Source organism: Enterobacter roggenkampii, assembly GCF_001729805.1.
Lineage (GTDB): Bacteria > Pseudomonadota > Gammaproteobacteria > Enterobacterales > Enterobacteriaceae > Enterobacter > Enterobacter roggenkampii.
Genome location: NZ_CP017184.1, coordinates 1,477,225 through 1,504,133, shown reverse-complemented (window position 1 = coordinate 1,504,133; position 26,909 = coordinate 1,477,225). Strand labels below are relative to the sequence as shown.

The 26,909-nt window shown below is 56.3% G+C and carries 23 protein-coding genes, 1 pseudogene and 1 CRISPR repeat array (1 of these 25 running past the window's edge); of the genes and pseudogenes, 6 read left to right on the top strand and 18 right to left on the bottom strand.

Annotated elements, in window-relative coordinates; translation table 11 throughout:
- Positions 1 to 1,115: direct repeats of the CRISPR family, unit length 28 nt; unit sequence TTTCTAAGCTGCCTGTACGGCAGTGAAC; it reaches 115 nt to the left of the window's first position.
- A gap of 165 nt (positions 1,116 to 1,280) precedes the next feature.
- A complete protein-coding gene (locus BFV67_RS06975) occupies positions 1,281 to 1,715 on the bottom strand; it encodes a DoxX family protein (RefSeq protein WP_069598054.1) in 435 nt (144 codons plus the stop codon).
- A 150-nt stretch (positions 1,716 to 1,865) separates the two neighbouring features.
- On the opposite strand from BFV67_RS06975, the gene poxB reads away from it, so the two are divergent.
- The 4 genes from poxB (at position 1,866) to BFV67_RS06955 (ending at position 7,177) form a co-directional block, all read left to right on the top strand.
- On the top strand, positions 1,866 to 3,584 hold the full coding sequence (poxB, locus tag BFV67_RS06970; RefSeq protein WP_023343670.1) for a ubiquinone-dependent pyruvate dehydrogenase: 1,719 nt from the start codon (positions 1,866 to 1,868) through the stop codon (positions 3,582 to 3,584).
- A gap of 38 nt (positions 3,585 to 3,622) precedes the next feature.
- Positions 3,623 to 4,624: a low-specificity L-threonine aldolase gene (gene ltaE, locus BFV67_RS06965; protein ID WP_069598053.1), complete on the top strand. Its 1,002-nt coding sequence runs from the start codon at positions 3,623 to 3,625 to the stop codon at positions 4,622 to 4,624.
- Between the two features lie 10 nt (positions 4,625 to 4,634).
- On the top strand, positions 4,635 to 6,071 hold the full coding sequence (locus BFV67_RS06960; RefSeq protein WP_069598052.1) for an SDR family oxidoreductase: 1,437 nt from the start codon (positions 4,635 to 4,637) through the stop codon (positions 6,069 to 6,071).
- Positions 6,072 to 6,163: 92 nt separating this feature from the next.
- Positions 6,164 to 7,177 (top strand): NAD-dependent epimerase/dehydratase family protein, encoded by a 1,014-nt coding sequence (locus tag BFV67_RS06955; RefSeq protein ID WP_008500006.1) that lies wholly within the window; start codon positions 6,164 to 6,166, stop codon positions 7,175 to 7,177.
- A 160-nt stretch (positions 7,178 to 7,337) separates the two neighbouring features.
- Here BFV67_RS06955 and BFV67_RS06950 read toward each other — a convergent pair whose 3' ends face one another.
- From BFV67_RS06950 to BFV67_RS24140, 16 genes and pseudogenes are all read right to left on the bottom strand, one after another.
- Positions 7,338 to 9,149, bottom strand: a complete 1,812-nt coding sequence (locus BFV67_RS06950) for a chitinase (protein ID WP_008500007.1) — start codon at positions 9,147 to 9,149, stop codon at positions 7,338 to 7,340.
- A 150-nt stretch (positions 9,150 to 9,299) separates the two neighbouring features.
- Complete coding sequence (iagB, locus tag BFV67_RS06945; protein ID WP_008500008.1) at positions 9,300 to 9,734, bottom strand: type III secretion system invasion protein IagB; 435 nt, start codon at positions 9,732 to 9,734, stop codon at positions 9,300 to 9,302.
- Between the two features lie 136 nt (positions 9,735 to 9,870).
- Complete coding sequence (locus tag BFV67_RS06940) at positions 9,871 to 12,603, bottom strand: glycosyl hydrolase family 18 protein (protein ID WP_008500009.1); 2,733 nt, start codon at positions 12,601 to 12,603, stop codon at positions 9,871 to 9,873.
- A 257-nt stretch (positions 12,604 to 12,860) separates the two neighbouring features.
- Positions 12,861 to 13,658, bottom strand: a complete 798-nt coding sequence (locus tag BFV67_RS06935; RefSeq protein ID WP_069598051.1) for a prepilin peptidase — start codon at positions 13,656 to 13,658, stop codon at positions 12,861 to 12,863.
- Entirely contained in the window at positions 13,655 to 14,140 is a 486-nt protein-coding gene (gene gspM / locus BFV67_RS06930; RefSeq protein ID WP_021240906.1) for a type II secretion system protein GspM, read from the bottom strand. The genes BFV67_RS06935 and gspM overlap by 4 nt, the downstream gene beginning before the upstream one ends.
- On the bottom strand, positions 14,137 to 15,279 hold the full coding sequence (gene gspL / locus BFV67_RS06925; protein WP_059358973.1) for a type II secretion system protein GspL: 1,143 nt from the start codon (positions 15,277 to 15,279) through the stop codon (positions 14,137 to 14,139). The genes gspM and gspL overlap by 4 nt, the downstream gene beginning before the upstream one ends.
- A gap of 15 nt (positions 15,280 to 15,294) precedes the next feature.
- Complete coding sequence (gene gspK / locus BFV67_RS06920; RefSeq protein ID WP_069598050.1) at positions 15,295 to 16,305, bottom strand: type II secretion system minor pseudopilin GspK; 1,011 nt, start codon at positions 16,303 to 16,305, stop codon at positions 15,295 to 15,297.
- Positions 16,302 to 16,931 (bottom strand): type II secretion system minor pseudopilin GspJ, encoded by a 630-nt coding sequence (gene gspJ / locus BFV67_RS06915; protein ID WP_025912913.1) that lies wholly within the window; start codon positions 16,929 to 16,931, stop codon positions 16,302 to 16,304. Before gspJ ends, gspK begins: the two co-directional genes overlap by 4 nt.
- On the bottom strand, positions 16,928 to 17,311 hold the full coding sequence (gspI, locus tag BFV67_RS06910; RefSeq protein WP_023292909.1) for a type II secretion system minor pseudopilin GspI: 384 nt from the start codon (positions 17,309 to 17,311) through the stop codon (positions 16,928 to 16,930). The genes gspJ and gspI overlap by 4 nt, the downstream gene beginning before the upstream one ends.
- Positions 17,304 to 17,789, bottom strand: coding sequence for a type II secretion system minor pseudopilin GspH (gene gspH / locus BFV67_RS06905; protein WP_008500017.1), 486 nt, complete (start codon positions 17,787 to 17,789; stop codon positions 17,304 to 17,306). Before gspH ends, gspI begins: the two co-directional genes overlap by 8 nt.
- Entirely contained in the window at positions 17,789 to 18,238 is a 450-nt protein-coding gene (gene gspG, locus BFV67_RS06900; protein ID WP_008500018.1) for a type II secretion system major pseudopilin GspG, read from the bottom strand. Before gspG ends, gspH begins: the two co-directional genes overlap by 1 nt.
- A 3-nt stretch (positions 18,239 to 18,241) precedes the next feature.
- Positions 18,242 to 19,450, bottom strand: coding sequence for a type II secretion system inner membrane protein GspF (gspF, locus tag BFV67_RS06895; protein ID WP_023343664.1), 1,209 nt, complete (start codon positions 19,448 to 19,450; stop codon positions 18,242 to 18,244).
- Between the two features lie 7 nt (positions 19,451 to 19,457).
- A pseudogene (gene gspE / locus BFV67_RS06890) lies at positions 19,458 to 20,927 on the bottom strand (type II secretion system ATPase GspE); the annotation flags it as partial.
- Positions 20,928 to 20,941: 14 nt separating this feature from the next.
- Positions 20,942 to 22,864 carry a type II secretion system secretin GspD gene (gene gspD, locus BFV67_RS06885; protein ID WP_023343662.1) on the bottom strand — a complete coding sequence of 641 codons (1,923 nt, stop codon included), beginning with the start codon at positions 22,862 to 22,864 and terminating at the stop codon, positions 20,942 to 20,944.
- 13 nt (positions 22,865 to 22,877) lie between these two features.
- On the bottom strand, positions 22,878 to 23,609 hold the full coding sequence (gene gspC, locus BFV67_RS06880) for a type II secretion system protein GspC (protein WP_069598049.1): 732 nt from the start codon (positions 23,607 to 23,609) through the stop codon (positions 22,878 to 22,880).
- Complete coding sequence (locus BFV67_RS24140) at positions 23,560 to 23,925, bottom strand: hypothetical protein (RefSeq protein WP_126287221.1); 366 nt, start codon at positions 23,923 to 23,925, stop codon at positions 23,560 to 23,562. The genes gspC and BFV67_RS24140 overlap by 50 nt, the downstream gene beginning before the upstream one ends.
- On the opposite strand from BFV67_RS24140, the gene BFV67_RS06875 reads away from it, so the two are divergent.
- Together BFV67_RS06875 and BFV67_RS06870 are read left to right on the top strand one after the other, a co-directional pair.
- Positions 23,911 to 25,476, top strand: a complete 1,566-nt coding sequence (locus tag BFV67_RS06875) for an ExeA family protein (RefSeq protein ID WP_069598048.1) — start codon at positions 23,911 to 23,913, stop codon at positions 25,474 to 25,476. The genes BFV67_RS24140 and BFV67_RS06875 overlap by 15 nt on opposite strands.
- A complete protein-coding gene (locus BFV67_RS06870; RefSeq protein ID WP_063435798.1) occupies positions 25,476 to 26,114 on the top strand; it encodes a hypothetical protein in 639 nt (212 codons plus the stop codon). The genes BFV67_RS06875 and BFV67_RS06870 overlap by 1 nt, the downstream gene beginning before the upstream one ends.
- Here the strand turns inward: BFV67_RS06870 and BFV67_RS06865 are convergent, their stop codons facing one another.
- Positions 26,115 to 26,738 (bottom strand): helix-turn-helix domain-containing protein, encoded by a 624-nt coding sequence (locus BFV67_RS06865; RefSeq protein WP_021240918.1) that lies wholly within the window; start codon positions 26,736 to 26,738, stop codon positions 26,115 to 26,117.
- Positions 26,739 to 26,909: the final 171 nt, after the last annotated feature.

Genomic DNA, 26,909 nt, shown 5'->3' with positions numbered 1-26,909 from the left:
CAACCTTTCTAAGCTGCCTGTACGGCAGTGAACGGTTGTCAGCCCTGCCTATTGATATGGATATCTTTCTAAGCTGCCTGTACGGCAGTGAACACTGGAGCATAAACGGACACGGGACGGGCTTATTTCTAAGCTGCCTGTACGGCAGTGAACGCGCTGAAAGGTAAAACGGAAAGACCCCGGCATTTCTAAGCTGCCTGTACGGCAGTGAACAACATCACTGCCCAGCAGGTGAAGGAGCAGGATTTCTAAGCTGCCTGTACGGCAGTGAACGTGCAGCGTAACTAACATCCAGCAAGTCAAATTTTCTAAGCTGCCTGTACGGCAGTGAACCAGAGGTCAAAGGCGTTTCCCCTCGCAAACTGTTTCTAAGCTGCCTGTACGGCAGTGAACTTTACGGTTGCAGGTGTTACGCCGCTGGTTTTTTTCTAAGCTGCCTGTACGGCAGTGAACGTGATTTGCTCATGACTGCACTCCTTTGCGAATTTCTAAGCTGCCTGTACGGCAGTGAACTCTTTTGTCATTTTCTGGCCCGATGCCAGGGTTTTCTAAGCTGCCTGTACGGCAGTGAACATTATTACCCATGCTTAGCTGGTGATGAATATTTTCTAAGCTGCCTGTACGGCAGTGAACTCCATCATCGTCAGAACGACGGCGACGTCGGCGTTTCTAAGCTGCCTGTACGGCAGTGAACATTTCCTTGTCGGGCAGAGTAATATCTGCCGAGTTTCTAAGCTGCCTGTACGGCAGTGAACCGTTAGAAGGGTTGGGGGCGGCGCGTGATAAGTTTCTAAGCTGCCTGTACGGCAGTGAACTATGGGATATCCGCTGGCTGCGTGACCGTGCGTTTCTAAGCTGCCTGTACGGCAGTGAACAGGTGTGATTTTGATGTCTAGCTGTTGTTGCTTTTCTAAGCTGCCTGTACGGCAGTGAACAACCAGCTCCAACAGTTCGCCGCAGCTCACCATTTCTAAGCTGCCTGTACGGCAGTGAACACCCTGACGGATGCCCTGGGCCAGACCGTCAATTTCTAAGCTGCCTGTACGGCAGTGAACCACCGCTGTGAGTGATGGTGTCAGTGGGCACATTTCTAAGCTGCCTGTACGGCAGTGAACTGGAACAATCTACACCTATCTTCTTGTGATATAAAGAAATCCCCCTAAAATTCTCCGTAAACCCTTTTTTCCCCACCAACAATTCACCGTTGTGAAATCAACAACTTAAAACTCACCAATAAAAAAGGGTCCGTAGACCCCTTCCCTCGGAACAGATTCCAACCCCTACCGCCACGCAGGTGTTTTCCCCAGCGCAAACCGCCCTGCCCCTAAAAACGCCACCGCCAGCGAGCCGATAAAGAAGTACACCAGGCTTTCAATCGCCCATGCCCCGACCTTGTCGAGCGCGAATGTCTCATCCAATCCCACCATCAGCCACGCCACGATCATCGTTAACGCCAGCACCAGCGCGGCCGGGCGCGTAAAGAGCCCGACAATAATCAGGATCGGCGCCACCACTTCGCCAATCAACACGCCGTAGGCAATAAACCCCGGCAGCCCTTTCTCCACCAGCATGCCGCTGATAAAGCCCACCCCGCCAAACAGCTTATGCAAACCGTGAAAGAGCATCAGCCCACCGACGGCAAGTCGTAACAAGAGTTTGCCAAGATCGTCGCACGATAGCTTTTCATTAACAGCAATTAACAATGATTTAACCATTTGAAATGATTCCTGTTTTCACTGAGGTATCATCAGATTATGCCGAAGCGTTGCCCGTGAAAAGCACCTTTTAATTGGGGGATGTGACGGGCAATACGGAGACTTTCTTCTAAGCTTGTAAGCGTTATCACAAAAAGGAGACGGACAACCATGAAACAAACCGTGGCTGCATATATAGCGAAAACGCTCGAACAGGCTGGCGTAAAACGTATCTGGGGCGTCACTGGCGATTCCCTCAACGGACTCAGCGACAGCCTCAACAAGATGAAGACCATTGAATGGATGCCGACCCGCCATGAAGAGGTTGCCGCGTTTGCCGCAGGCGCTGAAGCACAGCTTACGGGTGAGCTGGCCGTCTGCGCCGGATCCTGCGGGCCGGGTAACCTGCACCTGATCAACGGCCTTTTCGACTGCCACCGCAATCACGTTCCGGTGCTGGCGATTGCCGCCCACATCCCCTCGTCCGAAATCGGCAGCGGCTATTTTCAGGAGACGCATCCGCAGGAGCTGTTCCGTGAATGCAGCCACTATTGCGAACTGGTTTCATCCCCGGAGCAGATCCCGCAGGTTCTGGCGATCGCCATGCGCAAGGCCGTGCTGAATCGCGGCGTGTCCGTGGTCGTCATCCCGGGCGACGTGGCGCTCAAGGCCGCGCCGGAAGGAGCCAGCACCCACTGGTATCACGCGCCGCAGCCGGTGGTAACGCCAGCCGAGGAGGAGCTGAAAAAACTGGCGCAGCTGCTGCGTTACGCCAGCAATATCGCCCTGATGTGCGGCAGCGGCTGCGCGGGCGCGCACAAGGAGCTGCTGGAATTTGCCGGAAAGCTGAAAGCCCCGATTGTCCACGCCCTGCGCGGCAAAGAGCACGTCGAATACGATAACCCCTACGATGTAGGCATGACCGGGCTGATCGGTTTTTCCAGTGGCTTCCACACCATGATGAACGCCGACACGCTGATCCTGCTCGGCACCCAGTTCCCGTACCGCGCGTTTTACCCGACGGATGCCAAAATCATTCAGATTGATATCAACCCGGCCAGCATCGGCGCGCACAGCAAGGTCGATATGGCGCTGGTGGGCGACATCAAATCCACCCTTGCCGCCCTGCTGCCGCTGCTGGAAGAGAAAACCGATCGCAAGTTCCTCGATAAAGCGCTAAGCGACTATCGCGATGCCCGCAAGGGTCTGGACGACCTCGCCAAACCGAGCGACAAAGCCATTCACCCGCAGTATCTGGCGCAGCAGATCAGCCATTTCGCGGACGACGATGCCATTTTTACCTGCGACGTCGGCACGCCAACCGTCTGGGCGGCACGCTACCTGAAAATGAACGGCAAACGCCGACTGCTCGGCTCGTTCAACCACGGCTCGATGGCTAACGCCATGCCGCAGGCGCTGGGCGCAAAAGCGACGGCGCCGGAGCGTCAGGTGGTGGCGATGTGCGGCGACGGCGGGTTCAGCATGCTGATGGGTGATTTCCTGTCGGTGGTGCAGATGAAGCTTCCGCTGAAAATCGTGGTCTTCAACAACAGCGTGCTGGGCTTCGTGGCGATGGAGATGAAGGCAGGCGGCTATCTGACGGACGGCACCGAGCTGCACGACACCAACTTTGCCCGCATCGCCGAGGCCTGCGGCATTACCGGCATTCGCGTGGAGAAAGCCTCTGAGGTGGATGAAGCCCTGCAGCGCGCCTTCTCCATCGACGGCCCGGTACTGGTGGATGTGGTCGTCGCCAAAGAGGAGCTGGCCATCCCGCCACAGATCAAGCTGGAGCAGGCCAAAGGCTTTAGCCTGTACATGCTGCGCGCCATCATCAGCGGGCGTGGTGACGAGGTGATCGAACTGGCAAAAACCAACTGGCTCAGGTAAAACATCTGGCATCGCCTTTTTAAATATAAGGACATGCCATGATTGATTTACGCAGTGATACCGTTACCCGCCCGAGTCGCGCCATGCTCGAAGAGATGATGGCCGCCCCGGTCGGGGACGACGTCTACGGCGATGACCCGACGGTCAACGAACTGCAGCGTTATGCCGCAGCGCTGAGCGGAAAAGAGGCCGCCCTGTTCCTGCCCACCGGCACGCAGGCCAACCTGGTGGCGCTGCTCAGCCACTGCGAGCGCGGTGAAGAGTATATCGTCGGCCAGGGCGCGCATAACTATCTCTACGAAGCGGGCGGTGCCGCGGTGCTCGGCAGCATTCAGCCGCAGCCGATTGACGCTGCGCCGGACGGCAGCCTGCCCCTTGATAAAGTCGCGGCGAAAATCAAAGCCGATGATATTCATTTTGCCCGCACCCGGCTGCTCAGCCTCGAAAACACCCACAACGGCAAGGTCCTGCCGCGCGAATACCTGAAGACGGCGTGGGAGTTTACCCGCGAGCGCGGGCTCGGCCTGCACGTGGACGGCGCGCGCATCTTCAACGCCGTGGTGGCGTACGGCTGCGCGCTGAAAGAGATTACGCAATATTGCGACTCGTTCACCATCTGCCTCTCTAAAGGGCTGGGCACCCCAGTGGGTTCCCTGCTGGTGGGCAATGCGGACTACATCAAGCGCGCCAACCGCTGGCGTAAAATGACCGGCGGCGGCATGCGCCAGGCGGGTATTCTGGCGGCTGCCGGGCTGTATGCCCTGAAAAACAACGTGGCGCGCCTGAAGGACGATCACGACAACGCCGCGTGGATGGCGGCGCAGCTGCGTGAAATTGGCGCCGACGTGATGCGCCACGACACCAACATGCTGTTCGTCCGCGTGGGCGATGACCACGCCGCTGCGCTTGGCGAGTTCATGAAAGCACGTGGCGTGCTGATCAACGCCTCACCTGTGGTGCGTCTGGTCATGCATCTCGACGTCAACCGCGAGCAGCTGGCCGACGTGGTAAAACACTGGCAGGCGTTTTTACAGCGATAAGGAGCATCACGTGCCGCAACGCATTCTGGTGCTCGGCGCCAGCGGGTATATTGGTCAGCATCTCACCGCGGCGTTAAGCCAGCAGGGGCACCAGGTGCTGGCTGCGGCACGCAATACCGAACGCCTGCAAAAACTCGGTTTGCCGGGCATTACCTGTCATAACGTTGACCTCAACTGGCCAAAGGCGCTTCCCGCGCTGCTGGAAGGGGTCGACACGCTTTACTACCTGGTACACAGCATGGGCGAAGGCGGAGATTTTATCGCCCACGAGCGTCAGGTAGCGATGAACGTCCGCGATGCCCTGCTGCAAAGCCCGGTGAAGCAGGTGATTTTTCTCAGTTCACTTCAGGCACCTGAACGCGAGCAGTCCGATCACCTGCGCGCCCGCCAGCTGACGGCGGACATCCTGCGGGGGGCCAATATCCCCGTCACCGAACTGCGCGCCGGGATCATCGTCGGCGCGGGGTCTGCCGCCTTCGAAGTGATGCGCGATATGGTCTACAACCTGCCGGTACTCACGCCGCCGCGCTGGGTCCGTTCGCGCACCACGCCGATTGCGCTGGAGAACCTCCTGCATTATCTGGTGGCCCTGCTGGATCACCCGGCGGAGAAACATCGCGTGCTGGAAGCGGCAGGCCCGGAAGTGCTGAGCTATCAGGCGCAGTTCGAACATTTCATGCGCGTCAGCGGCCGCCGCCGCTGGCTGATCCCCATTCCCTTCCCGACGCGCTGGATTTCGGTGTGGTTTTTGAATGTCATCACCTCGGTGCCGCCGACGACCGCCAAAGCGCTGATCCAGGGGCTGAAGCACGATCTGCTGGCCGACGATCGCGCGCTGCGCGCCTTAATTCCTCAGGATCTGATCCGCTTTGACGATGCCGTGCGCAATACGCTGAAGGAAGAAGAACAGCTGGTGAACTCCAGCGACTGGGGCTACGACGCCCAGGCCTTTGCCCGCTGGCGGCCAGAGTATGGTTATTACCCGAAACAGGCGGGCTGCACGGTGAAAACCTCCGCGAGCCTGGCCGCGCTCTGGGAGGTGGTGAACCAGATTGGCGGCAAAGAACGGTATTTCTTCGGTAATCTCCTCTGGCAAACGCGCGGGGCGATGGACCTGCTGGTGGGCCACCGGCTGGCGAAAGGCCGCCCGGCACGCCCGTATCTTGAGGTGGGCGACGCAGTCGACAGCTGGAAGGTGATCATCGTCGAACCGGAAAAACAGCTGGCGCTGTTGTTCGGCATGAAAGCCCCGGGGCTGGGCCGACTCTGCTTTACCCTGAAAGACAAAGGCGATCATCGTGAACTGGACGTGCGCGCCTGGTGGCATCCGCACGGAATGCCGGGTCTGTTCTACTGGCTGTTGATGATCCCTGCCCACCTGTTTATCTTCCGGGGAATGGCGAAACGCATTGCGCAACGGGCAGAACAAAAGACGGAAAAGATCTAAATAAAACTCTCTTTCTTTCACCTTTCCCATTGCATAGCGCCGTAATTCACGAAAGAATGCGCACGAAATTCTTTTCAACACAGTGGATAGCTATGAAGGTACTGGTTACCGGGGCGACCAGCGGCTTAGGCCGAAATGCGGTCGAATTTCTGCGCAACAAGGGCATTAGCGTCAGGGCTACCGGTCGCAACGAAGCGATGGGTAAGCTGCTGCAAAAAATGGGCGCAGAGTTCGTCCATGCCGACCTGACGGAGCTGGTCTCCTCGCAGGCGAAGGTGATGCTCGCCGGTATCGACACGCTATGGCACTGCTCCAGTTTTACCTCCCCGTGGGGGACCCAGGAAGCCTTCGATCTCGCCAACGTGCGGGCCACCCGTCGTCTGGGGGAATGGGCCGTTGCCTGGGGCGTGCGTAACTTTATTCATATCTCCTCCCCGTCACTCTATTTCGACTATCACCACCATCGTGACGTGCAGGAAGATTTCCGCCCTGCTCGCTTTGCCTGCGAGTTTGCCCGCAGCAAGGCGGCCAGCGAAGAGGTCATCGACCTGCTGGCGCAGTCAAACCCGCACACCCGCTTTACGGTCCTGCGTCCGCAGAGCCTGTTCGGGCCGCACGATAAGGTATTTATTCCGCGTCTGGCGCAGATGATGCACCATTACGGCAGCGTGCTGCTGCCGCGCGGTGGCGATGCTCTTGTGGATATGACCTACTACGAAAACGCCGTTCACGCCATGTGGCTGGCCAGCCAGCCGGACTGCGATAAGCTGATCTCCGGTCGCGCCTACAACATCACTAACGGCGAACCCTGCACGTTGCGCAGCATTGTGCAGCGGCTGATCGACGAGCTGCAGATCAACTGCCGTATCCGTTCCGTGCCCTACCCAATGCTGGATATGATTGCCCGCAGCATGGAGCGCTTTGGCAGTAAAACAGCCAAAGAGCCTGCGCTGACGCATTACGGCGTCTCTAAACTCAACTTTGACTTCACGCTAGATATTTCGCGGGCGGAGAATGAGCTGGGGTATAAACCGGTTGTGACGCTGGATGAAGGGATTATGCGCACGGCGGCGTGGCTGCGGGATCACGGGAAGCTGCATCGCTAGCCTTTTTGCCCGGTGGCGGCTTCGCCTTACCGGGCCTACAACGGCTCCGTACTGACCCCTCGCCCCTTAGCCTCATGTAGGCCGGGTAAGCGCAGCGCCACCCGGTAAAAGACAGAGGGTGCAAATACGAAAACGGCAACCCGAAGGTTGCCGTTTGCTTTTACAGAGCCGTCCAGGCATCAGCCCACGCCAGGCCAGCGCCGGGTTCGTAGTATGCCGGGGCATTGTTACACCAGCCGCTGTACGGGAACGGTTTGCACTGGAACAGTTTACCGTGGTTGTTCACGATATCACCTGCGTTGTACTTGCTGTTCGCGCTCCACGCGGCGTAAGAGCCGGAAGTGCCTTCGTCCTTAGACTCGGCTTTCGCTTTCACATTCAGCAGGTAGGACGTGGTGCTGGTCAGTTCACCATCGCTGACGGTCAGGCCGATTTCGTACTGCTGAGCCGTTGCAGACTCTGGTGCCTTGAAGGTCACCACCGCTTTGTCCTGACCGGTCACGGTCTGGCCATCCTGGGAACGCCAGGTGTAGGTCAACTTGTTACCGTCGGCGTCAGTGGAGCCTTCCGCGCTCAGGGAAACCTGCGCACCCGCTTCAACCGCCCCGATTGGGCCCGCAATTTGCGCCACAGGGGCGTGATTCACGGTAGCCGGTTCAACAGGGGTGGTATCTTCCGCTGGCGTCGTATCCGCTGGCGGCGTGGTGTCAGCAGGGGTTTTGTCTTCCCCTGGGGTCACGGCTGAGCCGTCGTCGTTAATGATGTTCACGTTATAGAACTTCTTAACGCAGTTGGTGTAGTCACCCTCTTTGAACGCGCTGAACGGCGTCTGGTACCCCACCAGCTGGCAGGAGTAGGTCTTACCATCCGGCGTATCCGGGCTCCACCCCCAGTCCTGCTCCCAGTAGATCTTCAGCGCGCCGGCGCCGCCTTCATCGAACTGCTTCATGTTGGCGCAGCCCAGCACTTCATTCGCCGGAACAGGCACTTTCAGGTAGTTTGCGAACTCTTTGTAGTACTTGATGCGGTTTTCAGACTGGGCAATCTCGGTTGGGCCGCCGCACTCTACGCCACCGTTGATGATCTGGGTGGTCACGCCGAAGCCCGGAACCAGGCCGTTGGCTTTATCGTGATCGTTTGGCTGCCAGGTGCCGTCGATAACCTGCAGCATGCTTGGTTTTGGCGGCTGCGGATAGGCGAAGAAGAAGATCGCACTCGCCAGGTTCAGCCAGGTATCCGCCACCAGCTCAGGCTTGTCGAGCAGGGTGCGGACGGTGCCAAACATCGCTTCAGAGAACGGACCGTAGTTGTAGTTGTAAGACAGCTGCTTCGCGCCGCGGCCAAAGTAGCTTACGAAGTCGCCGTCTTTGTCTTTACCGCATGGCCAGGTCTGTCCCTGCCAGATGTCAGGGTTACATTCGCCGTTATAGCCGCCTTTCTGGCCTTCGGTCCACCCCATTTCACGGACGTGAACCAGAGCCTGACGCCACTCGGCTTCTGGACGCCAGCTCTCATGGCCTCCGGTTTCCTGCGCAAAGTGGGCGAACATGGTCGCCAGCTCTTTGCGGCAGATGGCGTCGCTGTCGCGACCATCGTTATAGGTCTTACACAGTGCCGGGAATTTACCAACAGCCTTCAGGAAGTTACTGTAGGTATAAGACTGAGCGCGCAGCGGGAAGAGATATTCCCAGTCGCTGGCCTTCACGATCCCTTCAACGCGCTTGACGTTGTCAGGGTTCGAGGCACGACCTGGCTCAATCTGCTCAACGAGGCTATTGTCCAGGGTCGCAATGGTATCCTTCACCGAAACCATCAGCGGGAAATTGGTCAGCTCTTTTTCCTTTTTCGCCAGATCGCTGGCTTTCATGGTGTACGGCTCACTGCTGGCCGCCTGCAGTGATGCAGCCTGGGCCATAAAGGGTGCAATACATGCCCCCGCCACGAGAACGCTCAGTAATGTCCTTTTCGTCATTTCAAATAATCCTGTATTTAAGCAACTAGGGTGAGTACATTCCCGGCTTATGTATTACTCCCTTAATAAATAAGCCAGAGAGTGTGGTTCTTTTTCATTTTCTGAAGAACACCGAAAGGAATTCTTCAAAAAATAAAAATAATGCTACGGTTATTTACCCGATTTTATTTGCTGATACTTCGCCCACACTTTATGGGCATAACGCATGCGCTGCGGATAATTTTCTTTTTTCAATCCGGCGTTATACGCGCCCACCGCTTCCCAGTTATAGCCATACACGTTTATCATCCCGGACAGGATGGAGGCGCCGACCATAATGGAGGTACAGGGCTCATTAATAAGCTGATTCTCATCAATACCCTGACGTTCTAACTCACTGAAGTGTGAGCTGTTAATCTGCATCAACCCGACGTCACGCGTGCCGTCGTGGTTCCAGCCTACCGCGTGGGGATTCATTCCGGATTCGACTTTGGCAATTGCATACAATAACCACGGATCGACATGATAATAATGTCCGGCGTTATCCCAACAGTTCGCGAATACGCTTTGACTAAACAGCAGTAAAAATATAATCACGCGTTTCATGAGCACCTGCTTTTTAAATACTGAACCTCTTTCCGCTCATCATTAGCGATAATTCTGAAGTGTTGGTCACACCCGAAGTGGGGTGTGACCAACTATTGCGGGTTGATATCATTCCCGCAATCCACGGTTCAGAAGGTTATTTGCAGTCTGTTGAAGGACCTTCTTTCACCCATACATCGCTGTTAGCCGGGTTGTCACCGCGGGTCCACCATTTGGCACGGTAAACGTTACCCTGGTAGGTTGTGGTTTCGCCGCCGTTATAAACCAGGTCAGAACGCCAGTTCATCTTCACGTTGCTGACCAGCTCCCAGGCATCCACACCGAAGCCAGGCTGGTTGCCTTGCGTCCAGTACTTCGCTTTCCACACCAGATGGTCGAAGCTCACGGTATCGCCACTGTTGTAGATTTTGCTGGCATCCCACGCGGCATATTTGCTGGCGTTAGCATCGACAGGCGCATCGCAGCTACCGGTTGCAGACCCTTCGTCAGATGGCGGGGTCACGTCATCAGACGGAGGCGTAACTTCATCAGAGGGTGGCGTTACGTCATCAGACGGAGGTGTAACCTCATCAGACGGCGGTGTAACGTCAGCCGGTTTCGGATTCACGGTAACCTGCACGTTAGACTGCACGCTGGTTTTGCCGTCGCCTACAACTACGCTCAGCGTATAGGTAGACGTGGTGGCAACGTCTGGTGCAGTAATCGTCACGTTCGCGGTATCGGTACCGGTTGCATGCATATCCGCTGGCACGCTCCAGGAGAAGGTCATCGCATCACCGTCTGGATCCACAGCCTGCGCGTGCAGAGCATAGGTTTCTCCTGCCTGCAGCGTCACTGCCTCCATTGCGTTCACGACTGGCGCCTGGTTAGCTTTTGGCGCTTTATTCACAACCTGCACATCAATGGCGTTGCTCAGGCCTTTAGCATCCGTAACCGTCAGGCGGAACACCATGGTCTGATCGCTGGTCGCTGCCGCAACGTTGAAGGTGGCTTTCGCTTTGGTGCTGTTGGAGAGAGTCACAGATGGGCCAGAAACCTGGGTCCATTTGTAGGTAATCGCATCGCCGTCTGGATCGCTGGAAGCAGAACCATCAAGCGTGACGGTTGCCGGGCCAGAGACGTTCTGATCCGCAGAAGACGCGATTGGCGCATGGTTGGTGACGACCGGATCGACCGGGGTAGAACCGCCCAGCAGACTTTCGTTCATCGCGTTCAGGATGTCGCCGGTATCAGAGTCAATAGACCAGGCAAAGAGTCCGCCCAGGTTTTTCGACAGCACATACTTGCCTTTAGCGGCGGTAGAGCGTGCATCTTCATAGGTGATCAGGTCGCCGGTAGACTTATTGAAGACATATGGCGCTTCAGCATTCGCGTCGTAACCATATTCCCAGCCAGGCTTGCCTTTGTACTCGTTAACGATCTGACGGTAGTCGACCACGCCAGGTTCCCAGGTACCTTTCACCATACCGGTTGCGGTACCCGTGAATGGATTGTCACCGGTGTAGCCATGCACGCCAGTCCAGCCGCGGCCATACATGCCCGCACCCACCACGATCTTGCCTGGCTGTACGCCCTGAGCAAGCAGCGCGTCCACGCCGTTCTCGGTGGTGTAGTTTGTGTCCGGACGCCATGACGGCGCGCGCAGTGCGGCCTGGTGGCCCAGCTCGGTGTTGCTCCAGCCACCGTAGAAGTCATAGCTCATCAGGAAGATGTGGTCGAGGTACTGCTGAGCAGCGGTGTAATCCACGTCTTCAATCTTATCGCGGCCCGCACCGATGGCGCTGGTCAGTTCATAGGTACGGCCAGTCTGTGCAGACAGCTCGTTCAGCATGGTGCGCAGGTCATGCATCAGGGCGGTATACGTCGCTTTATCCTGCTGCGGGTTACCCAGGTGTTCGCTCACGCCGCCGCCGCCAGGGAATTCCCAGTCGATATCCACACCGTCAAAGAACTTCCAGGTCTGCAGGAAATCTTTCACAGAGGAGACGAAGCGGGCACGGATTGCCGGGTCGCCCATGTGGAAGAACGGATCGGACAGCGTCCAGCCACCGATGGATGGCAGCACTTTCAGGTCCGGATGCGCTTTTTTCAGCGCCATCAGCTGGCCAAAGTTACCTTTGTACGGGTCGTCCCAGTTGGAGACGCCAGACTGCGGTTTTTGCAGCGCAGCCCACGGATCGTGAATGGCGACGGTATAGTCCGGACGGCCCGCGCAGTCGCGCTGCAGTACGGAGAAGCTGTTACCGCCTTCAACGGTTTTCAGGCCATCGTTGATGCCGTCGCCGCCACAGATTGGAATGAAGCCATAGAGGATGTGGTTAAGGTTAGCTGCCGGGATTTTATCAACCGGGAAGTTACGATCGTAAACGCCCCATTCAGGGAAATACGCCGCAACCACTTTATCAGTATGTTTGGCGAACGTTTTGTTGTTCTCCTGCAGCGGCGCGTTCAGCGGCAGCAGATGGCTGCCGTCGGTGTCCGCCACGATGATCAGCTTGCTGGCGCTTTTGGTACAGCCGCTGGCATTACAGACTTCCACCTGCTCCTGATAACGTCCGCCCTTTTTCACTTTAAAGGTGGCTGAGCCGCTTGCACCAGCTGCGCCGGTCCACACGGTTTTACCATCCAGCAGCACTTTTGCAGACGTTGGCGCGTCGCCGCTCCACACGTTCCACTCGACTTTCACATCCACGCCGTCGTTATGTACCTTGACGAGGCTGTTGTAATCCTGCGCGGCCTGATCCACCTCGACCAGCGCAAATTTGTCATTGCCGGAGCCGATGGTCGGCGCACCTGGCGCAGCAGCGAATGCAGAACCGGTTGCCGCTGCAATAAAGAGCGCCAGATATTTAGGCTTAATAAATTTCATTTTTCTTTCCTGATAAATTTATTCGTAAACGAAATTGATCCATGTCTTCCTTTAGAACATGGAATGATATTCACATAGTGCGTTTTTAAATACGCAGACAGCCGTTATCCAAACCTTAAAGACGCGTTGTATTCCTCCATTAAAAGATACAAGCTAAAAATCCGTGTAGCTTATGCCTTTTACGATACACTGAGGATAAAAGGTCGTCCTTCTCTTTCCTCGTCGAAAATATTGATAAAAAAACTTGACCCGGTTATTTAATAGGTATTCACAAATAGCTGGCAGGTATAGAGCGCTATTCCAGCAAAAGCCAGATAAGGTCCGAAAGCGATGGTTTGGTTATTTTTATTCGATTTATTTAATAGCAAATAGCCCACTATGCCACTTAATGCGGCAATTAATTCAATCGCAGGCAGTGACTGCCAGCCGCACCAGGCGCCCAGCGCCGCCAGCAGCTTGAAATCGCCGTAGCCCAGCCCTTCCCGACGGGTAAGCAGACGAAACGCCCAGTACACCAGCCAGAGCGAAAGATAGCCTGCCACCGCGCCGAGCAGCGCATCACGCAGGAGCAGCCCGTGGCTGAAGGCGTGGAACAGCAGCCCGGCCCAGAGCAGCGGCTGCGTCAGGCAGTCGGGCAGCAGCTGGTGCTGTCCGTCAATCATCGCCAGCGGCAGCAGAAAGGCCGCCAGCACCCACAGCGAGAAAAGGGATGCTAAGTCCGGTATCCACCGGGCGGTGAGGGCAAAGAACACCGCCGTCAACAGCTCGAGTAAAAATAACCGCAGCGGAATCGGCGACTTGCAGCAACGACAGCGTCCCCGCAGCGCCAGCCAGCTCAGCAGCGGGATGTTCTCCCATGCGCGCAGAGCATGCTGGCAGACGGGACAGTGTGACGCCGGGAAAAGCAGGTTGCTGCGGCTCTCCTCCTCTAGCACCATCCCCGGCACGCGATCCACCACAACGCCGAGAAAACTCCCCAGGATCGCGCCGAATACGCCGCTCATCGCGGCAAACCCGACGGGATAACTCTCCCGGACGAGTATCAGCCCGTTCATGCCACTTTTTTCCAGGTCAGCTGGATTTCGGCCTTCACGTCGCTCAGGTGATCCACGGGCGTGAGGTTCATTTTCTCCAGCCTGACGCCTGACGCGAGGTTCATCTCTCGCAGCCAGTTTTTTAATTCATACACGTTGACCCGGTTCACGACAAAGGCCAGAGTCTGACCGTCCTGACGAATATCGGTCAGCGTCAGGTTGATTTCATGCGCGCTATTCTCCACCACGCTGCGTGGATTATCGGTTTTCACCTGTAGCACCGGCAGATGATTTTTATCAATTTCTGTTTTCATCCAGTTTACCGTTTCAATTTGTCGCGCCAGCGTCGCCTGGCTATTTTTTATCATGTTATCCAGGGGAATTATCCCTGCGTAATAGATGACGGCGCTGCATAAAGCTCCCGCCGCTATTTTTAAAATGAATTTTTCTCTGGTGCTGTATTGTTGATAACGAGATGTAAACTGTGCAATTCGCGCTTTCATTTATATTTCCCTGTAATCATGGCCGTATACGGCGCGTCCTTTGAAATAGGCTGTAACGTAAAATCAAAATTCGGGCTGGCCTGATGAATGAATTCCTGTAATGCCTGCGCGTTTTGCGCACTCACGCTTAATGTCAGAGCTCCCTGCGTGTCGTCATATTCAAACAGCGTAATTTCCATCGACGGAACGGACTGACGGATCTTTTCCAGTTCGTCCATCTGCAAAAAAATGCCTTTTGGCTGCTTCTTGATGTTCTGTCCAAAATGGTACTTAAGGTTGGTCTGATGACGCATACTCGGAAAATGGTGTTGATAAAGCTCGACCATCTCCTGCTGCACCTGATTTTCCCGATCTGCCAGCATCCACGCCAGGGTGATGCGGGGGCCGAGCAGCAGGCCCAGAGAGAGAAGCCCCATCACCGCGATGGCGGCCTTCATCCCTTTCGCCGCCCTCGCGCTGGTCGCTTTCGCGCTGAACGCACCGTGCAGCACGTTGACGCGGCACGCCCGCCACTGCGGCTGGATCAGCACCAGCGGATGTTCTGCCGCCAGCTGTTCGTCAACCTCAATGCCTGGCGGGATGTCCCCGTAGCAGCGGACCTCGCCCTCTCCGGCTTTTTGCATCAGCAGCGGCAACAGGCCAACCTCAACGTTACAGGCGATATGCGGCGACAAGCGCAACCAGTAGTTCTCTTCCCGCGCAACCAGCGTGCTTCCACCCGCCGTGACCGGCAGCAGCCAGGCGTCAGGCAGGACCTGAATGACCTTCAGCCCCGCCTCGTGAAAGCGGGTCAGCCACTGCTGCAGGCGGGCGGAATCTATCGCCACGGCGTCCACCTCGGCGCCTTTTTTGTTCAGCACCGTCCAGTGGAGATCGTCCACCTCACCAATCAGAGTCTCCTCCGCCATCCACGAGAAGGCGGTCGCCTGCGACGCCATTTTCTTCGGCAGCGTAAAGTGGCGGAAGATCATCTCACTGGCGGGCAGCAGCAGACACACGCGCGCAGCAAGAGGATGGTCGGCAAGGGTATGCAGCGCCTGCGGGGTGTCCAGGGTTGTAACCTGTTCGCTTCCCGACTCACACCACATGATTTTCCCGTCCTCACGGCTGTCGGGACGAACAAAAAGGACCTGTTTCATAGCGTTCTACTTTTCTTATTCAATCATTCGGTAACGACGTTGCCACGTCACAATTTCACCGGCTTCGTTATTCACCTGAAGCTGGCTCACCACGCGAAGCGTTAACTCATCGGTATTGCCGGTGTAGTTGACGCGAAAATACCGGCTGTTGATGGAGAGCAGCCCGGCCACCTGCGGCAACTCTTCCTTCAACTGCGGGAAGGCCTGTTCCAGCGCTTTGCTGAAGACGTCCATACTTTCCCAGCCGGTTTCCGGCCGCGACGCAATCAGGCGTACGGCATCTTCCGCGGTGAGTTTTCCCGGGAACAGGGCTGCCAGTAAGGGCGCCTGCTCCGGCGTCAGAGTATTGACATCCACCTTGCTGGCCGAGTCCGGCAGCGCGCATAAGAGCTTGCTCACTTTCGGGTACGCTGCAGCAGGAAACGCCGGCAGCAGCTTGATCTCGGCAAGGGTGCGCATCATCTGATTCGCAGGCTGACGCGCCGGCACTACGCCAGACCAGGCGTCCATCTCCGCGCCCTCTTTCACCGTCGTGGCGTCGCCGTCGAGATAATCCACCAACTGCTGATAAATTTCTTCCGCCGCCGTCTGGCTGATGCCGCCGTCCGTCAGGATCTGCTCGACAATCTTCTCTTTTCGCGGTTTTTCCGGCACGGTTGACGCATTTTGATCCTGAGCCACTTTGTCTGCGGCCAGCAGGTTATTGACGTTGAAGCAGTCCTGCGCGTCGTCGACCTGGCTGACCACCGTATAGTCTTCACCCTGCGTCTCCAGCGGCTGGTGCCAGTCGCCCGCCGGGTCGAGCGGTTTGCTCTCGCCGCTGGCGTCGTTCTGCAACCGGTCTTTCACCACTTTTTCCTGCGCCTGCATTGCCCAGCGCAGCTGCTGCTGGCTCACCTGATAGTGGGTTTTCTGCAAATTACGGCAGAACTGCTGGCTGATTTTGGCCGCCAGGGCCGACATCATGACCAACAGGATCAGTACAACCAGCAGGGCAACACCGCGTTGCTGATGGACCCGGCTCATGGCTTCACGTCCGGCGCAGGCGCATTTTGCGGGGCAGGCGCGTTTTCTGCCGCCGGTGCCGCCGCTTCTGGTATCTCTCCCGGCGTGGTAAACACCCAGCGCCAGGTGTCGCCATTTTCCATGGTCAGCGTAAGCTCCACGCCGTCTGGCAGATGGGCAGAGTCACCCCAGCTTTTTTGCCAGCCCTGGTGATAAAACCGCCATTGCATCGCTTTCACCTCGCTGACGATAGGCACTTCATCGGGTTTGACGTCCGCCGGGCTGTCAATCACCGGCCAGACGTCGCGATACAGACGCCCTTCTTCCAGCCGCCAGCGCACGCGCTCCAGCTGGACCGTGCCACTCACGCCGTTCAGCGTGGTAAATTCCACGGCATCGCCATCCTGTAAAAACAGATCCGGCGCGTTGCGCGGCGCCCGCGCCTGCAGCTGGAAAAAATCGCGCTCCATCAGGCTCCAGGCACGCTGAAGCTGATTAAGCTTCGCCGCGCGGGTATCGGTTGCCGAACTGGTGCGCATCGCGCCGTCGAGAATTTGCCAGGCCAGGGTGCTGATGACCGCAAAAATGGTCAGCGCAATCATGATCTCCAGCAGGGTAAAACCGCGCTGGCGTCGACTCGTCTTCACTTGCTCTCTTCTCCCGGCCCAATGATCTGAAGCGAAATGACCGGCTGGCTTTTATCGCCTTCGGCGTAAACGCGGATGGCATTGGCCCAACCGCTATTGGCGGTTTTCACCCGCTGCTTATGCCAGTACCAGCTGCGCCCCCCCATGATTTCCGTCCCCTGCTCCTCGGCATCGGGAAAATCGGTTTTGCTAAGCTGGGCTTCAGCCAGCTGATTTTCTGCAACCCAGCTGGCCTGCAGCGTTTCGGCCAGCCCGTGGGTGAAGCGCACGTTCAGGGAGACAGAATTCATCAGCGCCAGCGCGGCGGTGGAGAAAATGACCAGCGCCACCATCACCTCCAGGAGCGTCATCCCGTTCTGCTTAACCTTGCCTTTAGTCATCGTTCTCTACCGAAACCGGGGCCGCGCCCTGCGACACCACGCGGAAGTGATGCTGTTTGTCGTAACTTTGCAGCGTCAGCGTAAAACGGCCAATCTCACCGTCCGGCAGAAAGAGGATCTGGGGGTCGGCCTCGACGTTAGCCGCCAGACGCTGAGGCGAGAGCGACACGTGCATCTCTTCCGGGAAATCGCCCTTCGTGGTAATACGGCCGGCGGATAACGGCACCCAGTGACGTTCGCCGTTTTTATCGTCGAGCGTGACCAGCTGATATTTATCGGTAGCGATCACCAGCCCGACAATATTTCCGTCCATGACCGCGCGGTCTGAACCATAATCAACGAGGGCTTTTAATTGCTGACCAAATATATCCGCACCGCTGCGTGAGGGTATTGTTGAGACAACCATCATGGCGCAACTGGCAAATATCACCAGCGCCAGAATAATTTCCAGCAACGTAAAGCCGCGTTGATTCTTCATTATTTCTCTTTCTTATCCAGAGACCAGTTCGTAATATCGTCTGCGGTGTTGGCTTCGCCATCAGGACCGGCAGAGAAGACGTCTACGGCGCCGTGTTCACCCGGGCTGACGAGCAGATAATCGTTGCCCCACGGATCCTGCGGCAGGCGGCGAATATAGCCGTCGGCGCGGTAGCCGTTGGGAATAGGCGCGATCTCAGGCTTGGTCACCAGCGCCTGCAGACCCTGCTCGGTCGTTGGGTAGCGGTGGTTATCGAGCTTATACATATCCAGCGAGCCTTCGAGCGCAACAATATCGCTGGTCGCCTTTTGCGCGTCCGCTTTTTCTTTATTACCCATTAAATTGGGCACCACCATACTCGCTAAAACGCCGAGAATAACGATCACCACCATTAATTCGAGCAAGGTGAACCCCGCCTGGCGAGCCAGACGTTTTGTTTTTATAGCCATGATTTAACCTACCATATTATTAAGTTGCAGAAGCGGCTGTAATATTGACAGCACGATGAATAAAACAATCGTCGCCATGGAGACCACCAGCGCTGGTTCAAATACCGAGAGCGTTAACGTAATACGATGCTGTAGCGCCGACTCCTGGTTTTCCGCCGCGCGGTCCATTAAGTTGCCTAACTCGCCGCTCTCTTCGCCGGAGGCAATCATGTACAGCATGGTGGGCGGGAATAATTTCGCCTGCTCCAGCGCGGCATAGAGCGAGGCCCCCTGACGCACGGTATCCGCCGCCTGCTCCAGCACCTGCCGGGCGTAGAGGTTTTCGATACCGTCCATCGCGATATACATCCCTTCAAGCAGCGGCACGCTGCTCGCCTGCAGGATGCTGAGCGTGCGGATATAGCGGGCGCTGTTGATCGCGCACACCAGCTTTTTAATCGGCGAGCCGTTCACCAGCCAGCTGTGCCAGCGAAAACGGTTTTTGGCGTTTCTGAGCCAGGTCTTAAAACCAACAAACCCGCCGCCGAGGATCCCCACGATGTAGATCCCGTACGCCTGCAGGAAATCGCTCACCGCAATCAGCGTGCGGGTGGTGATCGGCAGCTGCTGCTTCATGTGGGTGAACTGCTCGATCACCTGCGGCACCACCGCCACCAGCAGAATGCTGATGACCGCGATGGCGACCACGGTGAGGGTAATCGGGTAGACCATCGCCTGCGTCAGCTTGCTCTTCATCTTCTGGCGCTGCTCGTTGTACTCCGCTAGCTTCTCCAGCACGTCGCCAAGGTGGCCGGTTTTTTCACCGGCCATCACCAGCGTGCAGTAGAGCTTGTCAAAGGTGCGCGGGAACTGGCTGAAGGCGTCGAACAGGGTGTGACCTTCCACCACCTTCTCGCGGATCTCAACCACCATTGCCGCCAGCTTTTTGTCTTCCGTTTGCTTCGAGATCGCCTTCAGCGCGCTCTCGAGCGGCAGTGCGGCGTTGACCAGCGTGGATAACTGACGGGTAAACATCGACAGCACCGGCGTGGAGAGCCTGGCTCCGGTTTTTGCTTTTCCGGCAGACGCCGCTTCACGGGTTTCGCTGATGCTGACGGGCATCAGCTTTTGCTCGCGCAACATCTGGCGAACCTGCTTTTGCCCCTCGGCCTGCAGCGTGCCGCGCTGGGTTTTGCCTGCGACATCCGTCGCCGTCCAGGCGTAGAAGGCCATTACGCATCCCCCCGCGCTCGGCGGTCACACGCATCACCTCTTCCAGCGAGGTGACGCCGCTAATCACCTTCAGCAGCCCGTTTTCGCGCAGGCTGTAAGCCTGCTTAAAGAGCTGCGTCTCAATGGACATTTCGTCTTTATCTTCATGAATGGCGCGGCGCATGGCGCTGTCCACCACCAGGAACTCGTGAATACCGGCACGGCCCTGATAGCCGCTCTGGCGGCAGTGTTCACAGCCCACCGCGCGATAAATGGCTTTTGGCGGCGCCTCCATAAAGCTGAACAGCGCTTTTTCATTGGCATCCAGCGGACTGGTGGTCCGGCAGTGCGTACACAGCCGACGCACCAGACGCTGGGCAATGACACCGAGCAACGATGAACCGATTAAAAAGGACTCCAGCCCCATGTCCCGCAGACGCGTAATCGCCCCGGCGGCGCTGTTGGTGTGCAGCGTAGACATGACCAGGTGACCGGTGAGCGACGCCTGTACCGCAATTTGCGCGGTTTCACCGTCACGAATTTCCCCGATCATCACCACGTCCGGGTCCTGACGCAGAATAGCGCGCAGCCCGCGGGCAAAGGTCATGTCCACGCGCGGGTTAACCTGCGTCTGCCCCACCCCTTCCAGCTCATATTCGATCGGGTCTTCCACGGTCAGGATGTTGCGTTCGTGACCGTTCAGCGCCGAAAGAATGGCGTACAGGGTGGTACTTTTACCGGAGCCTGTCGGCCCGGTGACCAGGATAATGCCGTGCGGGCGCTCAATCAGCCCTTTTAACTTCTCCAGCTCTTCATCGATCAGGCCCAGCTTGTTGATGTCGGGCTTGAGATTGCTTTTATCGAGCAGGCGCATGACCACGCGCTCGCCGTACTGGGACGGAATGGTCGAGACGCGCACGTCGATCGCCTTGCGGCCAATGCGCAGTGAGATACGGCCATCCTGCGGCAGACGTTTTTCGGCAATGTCGAGTTTCGACATCACCTTGATACGCGACACCAGCAGCGGGGCGAGCTTACGCGCCGGTTGCAGCACCGGGCGCAGCACGCCGTCAACGCGGAAGCGAATGCTCAGCGTGCGCTCAAAGGTTTCGATATGGATATCCGACGCGCCGTCCTTAACCGCCTCGCCGAGAATGGCGTTGATCAGGCGGATCACCGGCGAGTTTTCGTCGTTATCAAGCAGATCTTCGTTATCCGGGATCTCCTCGGTTAACGCCATCAGGTCGATATCCGCATCCATGTCGTCCACCAGCTGCTGTGAAACGCCGCTGCTCTGCTGCCAGATTTTGGCCAGCATCTCGTCAAACGCTTCCGGCGTCACAGTAACCGGGACGAACGCGCGGCCCAACACCCGGCGCACTTCCAGCAGTGCTAACGCCGGGGTGTCCTCACGGATATAGACGTCATTGTTGTAAAGCAGAACGCCGTTATCTTTTGCGTAGCTGCTGCTACACAGTGTTTTACTCAGTTCGTCCACGTTGCCCCTCCGCCTTACTCTTTAAACGGATTGCGTGTCGCGCGGGTTTTCACCGGTGCGGCGTGAGGGCTTGCTGAAGGAAACGCGGGCAGGACGGCATTGTCGCTCGGCTCAACAATACCGAGCTTTTTCTCTTCCACGCGCTGCATCTGGCGCACCCGGATCTGGTCATATTTCTCTTTCGAGGCCGCGCTGTAGTTGTCGTCGTCACGCAGAACGGTGGTATGAATGAACACCATCAGGTTGCGCTTGGAGGTATCCTGGGAGGTGTAGCGGAACAGCTGACCGACCAGCGGGATATCGCCGAGCAGCGGCACTTTGGACACGGACTGTTTGGTCACATTTTCCATCAGACCGCCAAGCACCACCGTCTGGCCACTGTGGACCATCACTTCGTTATTGATCGTGCGCGTATTGAAGGTCGGGCCGAGGCTGGAGTCTTCCGTCGCGCTGTTGTCGACGCTGGAGACTTCCTGCTCAATCTTCAGATGGATCATGTCGCCATCGTTAATCTGCGGCACAATTTTCAGCTTGGTACCGACCGTCTTACGCTCAACGGAGTTAAAGACGTTATCACCGCTGGTGGTTTGCGAACCGGAAAGTACCGGCACATCCTGGCCCACGTTGAACGACGCTTCTTTGTTATCCAGCGTGACCACGCTTGGCGTGGAGAGGATGTCATTTTTGCCGTCGGTGGAAAGCGCAGTCACCAGCGCACCAAAATCACCGTTAAAGAAGCCGGTCGCCAGGCCAGTGAAGCTTGCCCCTTTCATGGTGCCATTTTTAATCTGGCTGATTGGCAGGCCGGTGGAGCCGAACTGCACGCCGCCGTGCTTGCTGGTCCACTGCACGCCGAGATCCAGGCCGTTCCCGTCCTGCACTTCCGCGATGATGGCTTCCACCAGCACCTGCGGACGACGGATGTCGAGCTTGTCGATCACCTTCTCAAGGGAGTTCATCACGTTAGGCTGGGCGGTAATCACCAGCGAGTTGGTTGCTTCGTCGGCGGTAATGTTCAGATCGCTGGACGCTGGCGCAGTTTTCGACTTCGGCGCGCCGGCCTTGTCCTTCAGCTGCTCGCCGATGCCGGTGAGTACCGGCACCACCTTGGTGGCGCTGGCATACTTGAGATAGAAGACGCGGGTATTCCCCTCGTTGTTCTGCTCGCGATCCAGCTGATGGATCAGGGAGCGGGTCCGCGCGCGCGCATCTTCCGAACCGCTGATCACCAGGCTGTTGGTTTCGTCATCGGCCACCACTTTGGTCGCCAGCTGCGGCGCGTTCTGCCCTTTCTGCTCTTCGTTGTTGAGGTTATTCAACATCTCCGAGAGCTCTTTGGCGGACGCAAAGCGCAGCGGCACGATTTCACGACGCTGAATACCGTCTTTGTCCACGCGCTGGACCAGATCCACCAGGCGGTTCACCACCGAAGCTTTACCGGTTAGCAGCAGGACGTTGGACGGCTCAAAGTGGACCACGTTACCGATGCCGGTGGCATCGTTGAGCTGACGCAGCAGCGGCGCCAGCTCGCGAACAGGCACGTTTTCCATGCGCACCACGCGGGTGATGATCTCGTCGCCTTTACCCGGATTTTTACCGTCGGCCAGCGGCGCACCGGCGGTGCGGGCAATGCTCGAGCGCACCACTTTAACCATGCCGTTATCCATCGGGATCACCGACAGGCCGTACAGGTCCAGCACGCTCAGGAAAAACTGGTAATATTCGTCTTCCGTCAACACGTTATAGGTTCTGACCGACACCGTGCCCTGAACGGACGGGTCGACCAGAATGGTTTTGTTCAGATTGCGGCCTACCGTATCAATAAATTCGCGGATATCGGTGTTTTTAAAGCTGGCGCTAAAGTTAGCTGCGAGCAGCGAACTGGAATATAACGACAATGCGGTCAGCGCCACGCACGCCCAAGGAAATTTCTTCATGTCTGTACACTTGTTAATTGTTTAGAACATTGACCCGAATATTTTCAAGGTGAGCGTGACGTCTGACGACGACCTCCGCTTCTTTCATTTTCGACCAGTTGGCAATAATATCTTTTGCCTTTTCTGCATCGGTCATATCGACAGAATTTACTTTTACCGCCACATCACCTTTTTCCAGACCGGCATGACTGTAGAAGTCAGAGGCATTCCTTGGATTAATGTTGTAGCCTTCCAGCTGGCCCTTTTCGATAAGTGGCTTTAACACCAGATAATCATCCAGATGCACGCTTTCAGCACCAGCATCTTTCGTCGATTGGGTTACCGGGCCGCTGTCAACGCCGCCCTTAAAATAGTCAGGTTTATTTAACGCCAGTACCTGCGTAGCACCTTCGTAATTAACCACCACATTGTCTTTGTTTATTTCCTGAATAAAGGCATCGTTAAAACCGGTCAACGCCTCGCCTTCGCGATAGCTCTTTTGACCACCCGGCGTTTTGATCACGGCGAAGGACAACCAGGCATCGTCGCTGCGGACGATCCCCTCAATTTCGGCAGCGAGCGGGGCTTTTCCGGCTGCTGGCAGGTTGTCCTGACGCACGGCGGCGGTGAAAAGTGAAAATGTCTTTTCTTCCTGACGTTTTTTTTGCGGTTTCGCCGCTGCGTTCGTGAGTTTATTCGTCACTTTTTTATAATCTTTAAAAATGACGTAGCCTTGCTGACCGCAAAAAATCAGCAATACAAACATAATACAGGGCGTTATCCACCGTGAAAAAAGTGAGAGCCTCATTATTCATCTGGCCTTTAGCAAAGCGGAAATAAGCAGCGTCATGCTGCGCCAATATGTGACATAAATAGTAATTAGCGGCCTGACAATCGACCACCTGCTTCGCCGTTAACTTTGATAAAGAAAAAGATTGACCGTCAAAAAAACCAGTGTTAGAGGTAGCCGACAGGTTATTTTTACCCTGCCCGTAAATTGACCATGACGCACCCTTGCCGTACTTTTCTGGACCATTGCTATTCATGCCCAGAGACGGTAAGTCGTTATGTATCAGAGTCATTTTAAATTTAATCACCCGCCTTTTCGAAAAATTACCCGCGCCTCGGGCGATTTCTTCGTGCCGTATCACCAGGATATTTTCAACCTGCTGAAAGAGAAAACCCAACAGGCGGGGATTATTGGGCTCTTTGCAGACGATGCCCCGCTGCTGGGCCAGTTCAGCGACGCCCTGAAATCCGCAACCCCTGACGTTGTTGCCATCAACGCGTTTCCAAAACTGAGTGCCAGTAGCCTGCTGTATAAACTCAACCCGGGAACGAAAGAGAGCAAAAACCGGCTTCAGGCGGTGGATGCCATCCTGCACCAGTGGCAGGGGGGAAAAAGCAGGACGAAAGTGCTGGTGATTAGCCATACCGATGCCATGAAAGAGACCTGTCGGGAGGTGCTGGCTCTGCTGCTGACGCGCGCGCAGGAGCTGGAGTTTCGTCTGTCCGTCGTACTGATGGGTGCAGCGGATCGGGAAGCCGTTCTGATGCAGCAGTCTGAACTGCGTGAATATGCGCATACCTGCCACACCCTGCGCCCCCTTACCTGCCGGGAGTTTCTCAGCTACGTTCAGGCGCAGTGTGAAGCGCACGGGTGTGAGCACTCGCCGTTGACCCCGGCGCGCGTGCGTAAAATGCATGCGCTGACCAAAGGGAATATCAGCAAGCTGAACGAGCTGGCGCACCTGTCGATGCTCGCAGCCTGGACCGAACGTGCAGAACAGGTTAGCCCGCGTCATCTGCGCCTGGCGGCCGGTGAGATCCTGCCTGCGAAAAAACACGGTATGCGCCTGGCTACCGTGGGGCTGTTCGCCTCCGTGCTGTTCGCTGCCTGCGGCTGGTATTTGACCTCCTCGATCGGAGCAAGACTTCCGATTCAACTGCCGGTGCCCGCGAACTGGAAACAGCAGACGCCCATCGAGCAGGCGCCGGTGGTGCCGGCTATCGACAACGAGGTGGTTAATCAGCCGGATGCGATGCATCAGCTCTATCTGATGTGGGGGTATGACGCCTCGGCGGACGATGCCCTGTGCCAGAACGCCGCGAAGGTGAACCTGATGTGTAAGCAGGGAAATGCCTCACCGGACGCGCTGGCCCAGGAAGGATATCCGTGGGTGAGTGAACTGAAAACCGGCAACCACCTTAACTATGCCGTGGTCGCCCGCGTCGGGGATAACTCACTCGACCTGCTGATGAATAACCGCACCTGGCAGGTAAGCCGTCACTGGTTTAACCAGCATGCCACCGGCAATTATACCCAGCTCCACCGCCTGACGCCGGAAGGCAAAGACGCCATCAGCGCCACCAGCGATGCGAAGGACATGGGGTGGCTGGATCAGCAGCTGAGCCAGGCCCTTGCCGAGCCGGAAACCCACGCTCAAACCTGGACGACGGAGATGGTGAAACGTACCCGCGAGTTCCAGCAAAAAATGCATCTGCGCGTCGACGGTATCCCGGGTGAAGAGACGCTGATGCAGTTGATGCGCGACACTAACACCACGCCGAGCGTGCTGCTTCAGACCCCCCATGCCGCACCGGACGCGAAAACGCAGGAGAAGCATTCCTAATGTCTACCATCTGTCTTGCGGCTCAGCGCAGCTACGTTTCCGGGGAGGCGGTCTGGTTTTCGTACCGCATTCCCCGCCTGAGAAAAATCGCTTCTAACGCCTTTTTAGGAATATTAAGCCTCTGCGTCATGCTGATGGCGGGGCTGTACGCCCACGTATACTGGCAACTGCGCCACCCTGCGCCGGAGCCGGTAAAAAAAGTGAACGTGGCGAAGCCTGAGACGCAGCTTTCCGATATGCACTACGTGTACGTGAGCAAGCCGTTCCCGCATCCGCATCCGCACCCGAAACCCGTCCCGGTGCAGGCCGACGTCCCTGCCATGCAGGATCTGCCGATTAACAGCGACGACGCCGACTGGCAGCAGATGCCTGACGGCACGGTGCCGCACGATACCTCGCGGGATACCCTCCCCGGAACGGAAGCGCACGACGATGCCGTCTCCCCCCGCACGGAGGGTGACGACGCATCATTAACCGAACTGTTTAAGCAGGCGTTAAAAGAACAAGAGCAGGATTATTCGCAAGGGAAAATACCCGCACCGCCGGTTGACGAAACGCAGGATAATACTCAGGCGGGCGCATTACATAAAGAAAGTTCCCGGTCTCCATTAAGTAAAAAGGGAGACCGGCTGGAATAGTTAATATTTTTCAGGCAGGTTGGTGATATTAAGGAGTCGACCCTTTTCCACTACAATGTATTGACCTTTTTTCAGATCGGAGAGGATTTTTATAATCGTACTGCGCGCCAGGCTGGTGTATTCCTGAATATAATCATAAACATTAATATCGCGTTGATGATGTACAATCAGTTCATTAATTTCCAGCAAAAATTCGCGCACGACAGAATAGGCGCTGCGGGCAACCAGCACGTCATCGCGCTTGCTCAGGAGACAGATATACCAGGCCAGCACCTTGGTGAGTTCAGGCCACAAGCCTTTCTCGGTCATCAGTTGAGAGAAAACGCTTTTCGGAATCGAACGCACCACGGTATTCGAGCGGACCAGGCCATACATATGGGACGAATGATAAAAAATGGAAGAGAGTCCAAAAATGCACTGCCCCTGCAGGGCGAACAAGCAGAGCTCGTCGGATTCGCGGCGGAATTCCACTTCACCGCTGACGATAATATGAATAAATTCATTATCGACGGTGGAAATTTTTTGCCATTTCTTTAACGATTTTTCTTCAAATCCTTCCGTTGCGGAAATGATTTTTTCTATTTCATGATGAGGACGTAATTTTCTGCCGTAAATACTTAACATTGTTATACCCGAATTAAGATGTAAATTTTAGATAAAAAATGGCCACGATGGAACCACCGAAACTATTCGTATAATCCTGATAAAAAACTTCAAGGAGAAGTGATAATAAAAATCACTATGCAGGTGTTATTTTTTATAAATACTTAGCAAGCTATACGTCTATCTTAAATG

Coding starts and splice junctions, on each gene's coding strand:
- BFV67_RS06975 (WP_069598054.1), bottom strand. CDS start 1,715: ATGGTTAAATCATTGTTAATTGCTGTTAATGAAAAGCTATCGTGCGAC.
- poxB (WP_023343670.1), top strand. CDS start 1,866: ATGAAACAAACCGTGGCTGCATATATAGCGAAAACGCTCGAACAGGCT.
- ltaE (WP_069598053.1), top strand. CDS start 3,623: ATGATTGATTTACGCAGTGATACCGTTACCCGCCCGAGTCGCGCCATG.
- BFV67_RS06955 (WP_008500006.1), top strand. CDS start 6,164: ATGAAGGTACTGGTTACCGGGGCGACCAGCGGCTTAGGCCGAAATGCG.
- BFV67_RS06950 (WP_008500007.1), bottom strand. CDS start 9,149: ATGACGAAAAGGACATTACTGAGCGTTCTCGTGGCGGGGGCATGTATT.
- iagB (WP_008500008.1), bottom strand. CDS start 9,734: ATGAAACGCGTGATTATATTTTTACTGCTGTTTAGTCAAAGCGTATTC.
- BFV67_RS06940 (WP_008500009.1), bottom strand. CDS start 12,603: ATGAAATTTATTAAGCCTAAATATCTGGCGCTCTTTATTGCAGCGGCA.
- BFV67_RS06935 (WP_069598051.1), bottom strand. CDS start 13,658: ATGAACGGGCTGATACTCGTCCGGGAGAGTTATCCCGTCGGGTTTGCC.
- gspM (WP_021240906.1), bottom strand. CDS start 14,140: ATGAAAGCGCGAATTGCACAGTTTACATCTCGTTATCAACAATACAGC.
- gspL (WP_059358973.1), bottom strand. CDS start 15,279: ATGAAACAGGTCCTTTTTGTTCGTCCCGACAGCCGTGAGGACGGGAAA.
- gspK (WP_069598050.1), bottom strand. CDS start 16,305: ATGAGCCGGGTCCATCAGCAACGCGGTGTTGCCCTGCTGGTTGTACTG.
- gspI (WP_023292909.1), bottom strand. CDS start 17,311: ATGACTAAAGGCAAGGTTAAGCAGAACGGGATGACGCTCCTGGAGGTG.
- gspH (WP_008500017.1), bottom strand. CDS start 17,789: ATGAAGAATCAACGCGGCTTTACGTTGCTGGAAATTATTCTGGCGCTG.
- gspG (WP_008500018.1), bottom strand. CDS start 18,238: ATGGCTATAAAAACAAAACGTCTGGCTCGCCAGGCGGGGTTCACCTTG.
- gspF (WP_023343664.1), bottom strand. CDS start 19,450: ATGGCCTTCTACGCCTGGACGGCGACGGATGTCGCAGGCAAAACCCAG.
- gspD (WP_023343662.1), bottom strand. CDS start 22,864: ATGAAGAAATTTCCTTGGGCGTGCGTGGCGCTGACCGCATTGTCGTTA.
- gspC (WP_069598049.1), bottom strand. CDS start 23,609: ATGTTTGTATTGCTGATTTTTTGCGGTCAGCAAGGCTACGTCATTTTT.
- BFV67_RS06875 (WP_069598048.1), top strand. CDS start 23,911: ATGTATCAGAGTCATTTTAAATTTAATCACCCGCCTTTTCGAAAAATT.
- BFV67_RS24140 (WP_126287221.1), bottom strand. CDS start 23,925: ATGACTCTGATACATAACGACTTACCGTCTCTGGGCATGAATAGCAAT.
- BFV67_RS06870 (WP_063435798.1), top strand. CDS start 25,476: ATGTCTACCATCTGTCTTGCGGCTCAGCGCAGCTACGTTTCCGGGGAG.
- BFV67_RS06865 (WP_021240918.1), bottom strand. CDS start 26,738: ATGTTAAGTATTTACGGCAGAAAATTACGTCCTCATCATGAAATAGAA.